The sequence below is a fragment of the Oerskovia sp. NPDC056781 genome (assembly GCF_042789955.1).
Classification (GTDB): Bacteria; Actinomycetota; Actinomycetes; order Actinomycetales; family Cellulomonadaceae; genus Oerskovia; species Oerskovia rustica.
On record NZ_JBHUAD010000205.1, the window covers coordinates 1 to 7295 of the forward strand.

Here is a 7295-nt window from a genome sequence, read left to right on the forward strand (position 1 = left end):
CGCCGGGGCACCGCTCGTCCGTCATGTGGCGGGCCGGGTCCAGGGGCCGGCGCGCAGGATCTCCATGACGCGGCCGGGCAGGTCGTCGTGCCCCAGCTGCCCGACGGCGTCGCGCACCTCGTCCACGTGCGCGTCGCCGTGCAGGGTGCGCGCCCAGGCGACGTGCGCGGGCGTGCGGAGCGAGGGAACGTCCTGGCGTGCCCCCATGCGGCGCGCGAGCTCGAGGAGGGTGAGCCCGTCGTCGACCCGGTCGAGGCCCGGGCAGGACCACAGGTACGCCCCGAGCGCGAGCGCGGCCGTGCCGAGGACCGGGTAGTCGACCATGCCGGGTGCGGCGCGGTGCCCGGCGACCATCCGCACCCGCAGCTCGCGGGCCAGCCGTTCGGCCTGGTCCGAGGGCAACGGGTCCGGCTCCCACGGGCCCGACGTCCCGGGCGCAGGCAGCAGCATGGTCGACAACCACCCGGCCGCGAACATCGTGTACCAGGGCGAGCGGCGTGCGGACCCGCTCCCGACCGCCGCGTTGGCGGCCTCGAGCTCGGCCAGGGCGCGCGCGTGGTCTCCCCGCGCGACGGCGATCTCGGCCAGACCGGCGTGCCCGATCGAGCGCAGCTCGTGCGCGCTCCCCCCGATCCCGGAGGGCACGGGGTCGTCGTCGGTCTCGACGAGCGAGGTGAACAGCGGTTCGGCCTCCGCGACGCGCCCGACGAGCGCAAGGTTGGTCGCCTCGAGCCAGTCGAGCTGGCGCAGGTCCTCGTCCGCGTGCAGCCGGCCGAGCCCCTCGCGGGCCGTGGACACCCACTCGAGCGCCCGCGAGGCGTCGCCCTGCTCGCTCGCGAGCTGGGCGAGGAAGAGGGCCGAGGTCGCGGCTCCCCACGTGTCCTGGGTGCGCGTCGCGAACCCGTGCGCGACCGTGACCTGCGCGATCGCCTCGTCGAGGCGTCCGGCGTTCTCGGAGAGCTGCGCGCTGAGCAGGTGGGCCACGAGGGCGACGAACGGATCCGCGGACGTGTGCAGCTCGGCCAGCCGCGGCCCCATGCCGAGCGGGTCGCCCGCGTCGGCCAGGAGGTCGGTGAGCGAGGCGGCGCGCGAGCCGATGTCGGCGTCGCGGTGCAGGCGCCGCAACCTCGCCGCGGCCCGGACGCCGGTGGCGGGGTCCCCGTTGGGCGTCGAGGCCGTGAGCAGGAACAGCACGATGCCCGCCTCGCGCGTGAGCTGCTCGACGGGGACGTCCGGTGCGCCCCGCACGAGCCTGCCCTGCCAGCCCGCGACGACCCGCAGCACGTCGCGGCCGAGCCCGACCACCTCGGTGTGCGCCCCGCGCAGGGACCAGTGCAGGCCGAGCGCGTGGAAGACGGGCAGGACCACGTCGGCGCGGTCGGTCGCGAGCGCCGTGCGCAGCACGTGCAGGAGGTTCTCCTGCTCGACCCGCAGGGCGAGCATCGCGGGGACCTGCGTCGGCCCTTCGAGGCGTGCGACCTCGCGGCGTGCGAGGTCGACCGCCCACCGGTAGGTCGCCTCCTGGGCGGTCTCGCGCTCGCCGGCCTCGTCGAGCGCGAGCGCGCCGAACTCGCGCACGGTCTCGAGCATGCGGTAGCGCGCGGTGCGGCACAGGGGCTCGTCGGTCACGGTCAGGAGGGACTGGTTGACGAGCGCCTCGACGTCGTCGAGCCCGACGGCGGACGCAGCCTGGGCGGTCTGCACGCCGAATCCGTCGGGCAGCAGGGACAGGCGGCGCAGGAGCTCCTGCTGGGGTGCGGTGAGGAGGTTCCAGCTCCAGTCGATGACGGCGTGCAGGGTCCGGTGGCGGGCGGGGGCACTACGTTCGCCCGTGGTGAGCAGCGCGAAGCGGGCGTCGAGCCGGCGCTCGATCTCCTGGACGGAGAGCGTGCGCACGCGCGCCGCGGCCAGCTCGATCGCGAGCGGGAGACCGTCGAGGTGGGTGCAGAGCCGGTCGACGACGTCGTCGGGCAGGTCGGCGCCGGGCCGGGCCGCGAGCGCCCGGGCGCGGAAGAGCTCGACGGCGGGCCCCGCTCCGCCACCCACGGGGCCGGTCGTCGCGAGCGGTTCGAGGGGGTGCACCTGCTCGCTGCCGACCTGGAGCGGCGACCGGCTGGTCGTGAGGATCGTGAGCCCGGGGGCCACGGCGAGGAGCTCGGCGGCCCACGCGGCGGCCTCGTCCACGACGTGCTCGCAGTTGTCGAGCACGAGCAGGGTCTCGGTCTCCCCGAGGCGGTCGGCGACGAGCTCGTGGACCTCGGCGCGCGCGACCTGGTCCCCGAGGCGCAGACCGCGGGTGTCCCGGATCTCCAGGGCCGACGTGAGGGCCAGGCCGATGTCCTCGCCCGTGCGCACGCTCGCGAGCTCGACGACGGCGACGAGCGGGGTCGTCGCGCTCGCGCGGCGCGCGACCTCCTGGACGACCCGGGTCTTGCCCATGCCGCCCGGCCCGAGCACCGTGACGAGCCGGGAGCGCGCGAGCAGGTCGAGGATCGTGACGACGTCGGTCTCGCGCCCGACCAGGGCGTTGGGCGCCGCACGCAGACCGAGCACCGTCCCGCGGCGGGGTGCGCGGGACGACGATACGAGGGCTGCGGCGTCGGTGCTCCCGTTGCCGGCGACGCTCCCGTTGCCGGCGACGACAGGAGCGGCCGCGGTCGTCGTGGCGGTGCCCTGCAGGATGCCCGTGTTGAGCGCGACCAGGTCGGCGCGAGGGTCGGCGCCCAGCTCGTCGGCGAGCCGGGTGCGCAAGGCCCCGAAGGTGCGCAGCGCGTCGGCGGAGCGGCCGCTGCCCACGTAGGCGCGCAGGAGGGCGAGGTGCGCGTCCTCGTCGAGCGGCGCGCGCTCGACCGCCCGCTCGGCCCACCCGACGGCGGCCTGGTGGTCGCCCGCGGCGAGGAGGGCGTCGAGAAGGGCCTGCTCTGCCTCGGCCCGGCGGCGCTCGGCCGTCGCGACGAGCTCCTCACCGACCGGACCGCCGACCAGGTCGAGCAGGTCGTCGCCGGGTTCGCCCCGCCACAGGTCGAGCGCCGCACGTGCCGACTCGACGGCACTGTGAGCATCTCCCGCCGCGAGCGCCACCGCGGCCTCACGGGTGCGCTCGCGCGCGACGTCGAGGTCGCTCTCGGTGAGCAGCGCGTAGCCGCCGGGGGCCGAGACGAGCACCCCCTCGGCCAGCACGGCGCGTGTGCGGGAGACGAGGCTCTGGAGCGCCGCGCGAGGGTCGGCAGGTTGCTCGTCGGGCCAGAGGTCCGTGATCAGCGCCGAGGCGCTCACGGTCCGGCCTTGCGCGAGCACGAGCGCGACGACCAGGGCTCTCGCGCGAGCGCTGGAGGGAGCGACGGGGGCCCCGTGGCGCCCTTCGACGACTACCGGCCCGAGGACGAGAGCGCGAGGGCGCGGGACCGACGAGGACACCCGCCCCACTCTAGTGCGCGCGGGCCGCGCCACCGGGGGGACGCGAGGGCCTGACGGCGAGCGACGCCGTCGGCCCCTCTCACAGGACTGGTCCGGACCGCTCAGGCGCCGACGACCGGTGTCCCCGCGGCGAGCGCCGCCCGGTCCTGGTCGTCGACCGGGCGCAGCACGCGGCACGGCGAGCCGACCGCGAGCACGCGCGGGGGGACGTCGCGCGTCACGACGCTGCCTGCGCCGATGACCGAGCCCGCGCCGATCGTGACCCCGGGCAGGACGACGACGTTCGACCCGATCCAGACGTCGTCCTCGATGCGCACGGGCAACGAGAACTGCGTCCCGCCGCGACGGGCCTCGGGTGAGAGGGGGTGACCGGCCGTGGCGATCGTGACGTGCGGGGCGAACAGGACGCGGTCGCCGACGTGGATGTCGGCGTCGTCGACGAGCACCAGGTCGAAGTTGGCGTAGACGTGGTCACCGAGGTGCACGTGCGACCCGTAGGACACGCTCAGCGGCGGCTCGATCCACACACCCTCGCCGATCGACCCGAACAGCTCGCCCAGGAGGGCGGCGCGCTCGGCGACCTGGCCCGGTCGGGAGTGGTTGAAGTCGTACGCGAGCTCCTTGCCCGCGACCCGCTCGGCCTCGAGCTGCTCGAGGCCGTCCCCGAAGTCCACGTAGGGCTCGCCCGTGTTCATGCGTGCTCGGACGGAGCGGTACTGCTCGGTGGTCATCGTCGTCTCCTGGTCGGTCGGTGGTCGTCACGCGCTACCGGTCGGTAGCGCGCGTCCCGCATAGGATCGTCGGGTGGCGAGGGACGGGGTGTACGCGAAGGGGCGGCTCAAGCGCGAGGAGATCCTCGACGTCGCGCTCGAGGTCTTCGCGGACGAGGGGTACCGCGGCACGAGCCTGCGGACGATCGCGGCGCGCTGCGGTCTGACGGTCGCGGGGGTCATGCACTACTTCGACTCGCGCGAGGACCTGCTGACCCAGGTGATCTTCCGCCGGGACCAGACGGGCCGCCCGATCCATCACGACGCCCCTCGCACGCTCGCCGAGAACCTCCGGGGCAACGCCGAGCGCCCCGGGCTGGTCGAGCTCTTCGTGTCCCTGACGGCGGCGGCCCGCGACCGGGAGCACCCGGCCCACGAGGTGCTGGCCCAGCGGTACGCGGGCCTGCGGGTCACGCTGCGCGAGGACGTCGTCGCACGGCAGGAGGCCGGCGAGCTGCCTTCGCACCTCGACCCGGACGCGCTCGCACGCCTGATCCTCGCGACCGCCGACGGCGCGCAGCTCCAGTGGATGGTCGACGACGAGGCGACCCTCGCCGGACCTCTCGACACGCTGCTGTACGACGTGCTGGGCCTGGCGCGCCCCTAGGCGCGCCCTGGGCCACGGGCTGTCACGGCGCACCCTCAACGTCTCGCTCCTTCGCGTCGGACCATTTACCTATCAGTGTATGGTTTTCTCGAACCGCCCGCGGACGGCCCCGGACCTCCGCGCCCCGCGCCACCGTCGTCGTCTCGAAAGGACACCCCATGTCCGACCGCCTCCCCTACCAGGACCCCACCCTCCCGGTGCCCGAACGCGTGGCCGACCTCGTCGGCCGCATGACGCTCGCGGAGAAGGTCGGCCAGATGATGCAGCTGAGCGCGGGCGACGGCGTCGAACGGCTCGTCAACGAGGTGCACGTCGGCTCGATCCTGCACACGTCCCCCGAGAACGCGCTGCTCGCGCACGAGCTCACCGAGCGCAGCCGCCTGCAGATCCCGCTCCTCATCGCCGAGGACTGCATCCACGGGCACTCGTTCTGGCACGGCGCGACGATCTACCCGACCCAGCTCGGCATGGCCGCGACCTGGAGCCCCGAGCTCCTCGAGCGTGTGGCCCGTGCCACTGCGGTCGAGGTCGCCGCGACGGGCATCCACTGGACCTTCTCCCCCGTGCTGTGCATCACGCGCGACCTGCGCTGGGGGCGCGTGAGCGAGACGTTCGGCGAGGACCCGTTCCTCATCGGCGAGCTCGCGTCCGCGATGGTCCGGGGCTACCAGGGCGACGGGCTCGACGACCCCACCGCGATCCTCGCGACCGCCAAGCACTTCGCCGGGTATTCCGAGACCCAGGGCGGGCGCGACGCGACCGAGGCCGACATCTCGCGCCGCAAGCTGCGCTCCTGGTTCCTCCCGCCGTTCGAGCGCGTCGCCCGGGAGGGCTGCCGGACCTTCATGCTGGGCTACCAGTCGATGGACGGCGTGCCGATCACGGTCAACGAGTGGCTCCTCAGCGACGTGCTGCGCGGCGAGTGGGGCTACACCGGCACGCTCGTCACGGACTGGGACAACGTGGGCCGCATGGTCTGGGAGCAGCACATCCAGCCCGACCACACCCACGCCGCAGCCGCCGCGGTACGCGCCGGGAACGACATGGTCATGACCACCCCCCAGTTCTTCGAGGGAGCCCAGGAGGCCGTGCGCCAGGGCCTGCTCGACGAGGCACGGCTCGACGCGGCGGTCGCCCGTATCCTCACGCTCAAGTTCGAGCTCGGCCTGTTCGAGAACCCTCGTCGCCCAGACGCCGAGCGCCAGGCCCAGGTCGTCGGCTCGTCCGAGCACGCCGACCTGAACCTCGAGGTCGCGCGCCGCTCGCTCGTGCTGCTCACGAACGACGGCACCCTCCCCCTCGGCGACGCCCTCGTCGCGGGACCGGACGGCCGGGCGGTCGCCCCGAGCGCCGAGACCCCGACCCGGCGGATCGCGGTCGTCGGCCCCAACGCCGACGACCCGCACACCCAGCAGGGCGACTGGGCCGGGGCGTCCGGCCAGGTCGACTGGCTGCCCGACGGCCACCCGCGCGAGATGACCCAGACCGTCCTCGACGGCTTCCGGAACCACGTCCCCGCCGGCTGGGAGGTCACGCACGCGCGCGGCGCCGACATCCTCACGCTCGTCCCGGACCCCGAGGGCGCCTTCTTCCCCGACGGGCAGCCGCGCCCCCAGGTCGTGCTGCCCGCCGAGCCCGACACGGCCATGATCGCCGAGGCGGTCGCCGCCGCGCGCGACGCCGACTACGTCGTGGCCGTCGTCGGGGACCGGATCGAGCTCGTGGGCGAGGGCCGGTCCACCGCGACGCTCGACCTCGTGGGCGCCCAGGTCGCGCTCCTCGACGCCCTCGCGGAGACCGGCACCCCGCTGGTCGTCGTGGTCGTCGCCTCCAAGCCGCTCGTCCTGCCGCCCTCGGCACGCGACGCGGCCGCGATCGTGTGGGCCGCCAACCCCGGCATGCGCGGGGGGCGCGCGGTCGCGGAGCTCGTGCTCGGCCTGGTCGAGCCCTCCGGCCGCCTGCCCCTGTCCTTCGCGGAGCATGTCGGACAGCTCCCCGTCTACTACAACCAGCTCCCCGGCCAGCACGGGACCCGTTACGCCGACCTCACCCAGCGCGCACCCTTCGCTTTCGGCGAGGGGCTGAGCTACACGAACGTGGATTACTCGGCGCTGACGGTCCGCGACGACGTGCTCGGTCTCGACGACACCGTGCACGCGCAGGTCACGCTCACCAACACGGGCGCGCGACCGGCCCGGGAGACCGTCCAGGTGTACGTGCGCGACACGGTCACGTCGGTCACGTGGGCCGAGAAGGAGCTCAAGGCGTACCGGCAGGTCGACCTCGCGCCGGGCGAGTCGGTCGTGGTCGACCTCGACGTCGCCGTCGCGGACTGCACGCTCGTCGACGCCCAGGGGCGCCGTGTCGTCGAGCCCGGCGGGTTCGAGCTGCGCGTCGGCCCGTCCTCGCGTGACGAGGCGCTGCTCGTGGCCGGCTTCACGGTCAAGGGCTGAGCCGAGCGCTCCGGGCGACCACGACCGGGACGTGACGAAGGGCCCGAC

4 protein-coding genes and 1 pseudogene are annotated in these 7295 nt (G+C 74.6%); 2 read left to right on the forward strand and 3 right to left on the reverse strand.

What is annotated here, in order from left to right; genetic code table 11:
* Positions 1–21: 21 nt before the first annotated feature.
* The 3 genes and pseudogenes from ACFRCR_RS15060 to ACFRCR_RS15070 form a co-directional block, all read right to left on the reverse strand.
* Complete coding sequence (locus tag ACFRCR_RS15060) at positions 22–3276, reverse strand: ATP-binding protein (protein WP_377678641.1); 3255 nt, start codon at positions 3274–3276, stop codon at positions 22–24.
* Between the two features lie 242 nt (positions 3277–3518).
* Positions 3519–3734, reverse strand: a complete 216-nt coding sequence (locus tag ACFRCR_RS15065; protein WP_377678647.1) for a DapH/DapD/GlmU-related protein — start codon at positions 3732–3734, stop codon at positions 3519–3521.
* A gap of 228 nt (positions 3735–3962) precedes the next feature.
* Positions 3963–4148 (reverse strand): annotated as a pseudogene (locus ACFRCR_RS15070) (maltose acetyltransferase domain-containing protein); the annotation flags it as partial.
* Between the two features lie 73 nt (positions 4149–4221).
* On the opposite strand from ACFRCR_RS15070, the gene ACFRCR_RS15075 reads away from it, so the two are divergent.
* Positions 4222–4794: a TetR/AcrR family transcriptional regulator gene (locus ACFRCR_RS15075; RefSeq protein ID WP_377678643.1), complete on the forward strand. Its 573-nt coding sequence runs from the start codon at positions 4222–4224 to the stop codon at positions 4792–4794.
* Positions 4795–4952: 158 nt separating this feature from the next.
* Complete coding sequence (locus ACFRCR_RS15080; RefSeq protein ID WP_377678645.1) at positions 4953–7247, forward strand: glycoside hydrolase family 3 N-terminal domain-containing protein; 2295 nt, start codon at positions 4953–4955, stop codon at positions 7245–7247.
* Positions 7248–7295: the final 48 nt, after the last annotated feature.